Genomic DNA, 391 nt, shown 5'->3' on the forward strand with positions numbered 1-391 from the left:
GCCTGCTGCACCCGAACGTTGCGCTCGTGCAGCCCCGCCGTCGACTGCTGGATCGCCGAGAACGCATAGACCCCCAGCACCACGATGGCCGACACGACCATCGCCACCATCAGCTCGATGAGGGTGAACCCCGCCTGCGCTCGACGACGACTCATGGCCCGGTCCCTCCATCGTCGCTCGCCACCAGCACCACGTCGTTGACCCGCACCGTTCGCAGCCGCACGTTGCCCACGTAGGGGCGAAACTCCGGATCCTGCGGGTCGGTCATCGCCGGCACCAGGTCGGTGACCTGCAAGCCCTCGGGGGGCGGATACCCGGGGTTGGTGTGATCGATCCACAGCACCACCACCTCGAGCTCCAGCGCGTTGACCTGCCCGATCTCGTTGTCGGG

The 391-nt window shown here is 67.8% G+C and carries 2 protein-coding genes; both read right to left on the reverse strand.

The window, feature by feature from the left end:
* Positions 1-155: PilW family protein (locus OEB96_RS46535; protein WP_407674591.1), on the reverse strand; the 155-nt coding region annotated here is incomplete at its 3' end.
* On the reverse strand, positions 152-391 hold a 240-nt coding region (locus OEB96_RS00220; protein ID WP_266213360.1), incomplete at its 5' end, for a hypothetical protein. The genes OEB96_RS46535 and OEB96_RS00220, both read right to left, overlap by 4 nt.

It is taken from the genome of Paraliomyxa miuraensis (genome assembly GCF_026337845.1).
In the GTDB taxonomy this organism is placed as follows: Bacteria; Myxococcota_A; Polyangia; order Nannocystales; family Nannocystaceae; genus Paraliomyxa; species Paraliomyxa miuraensis.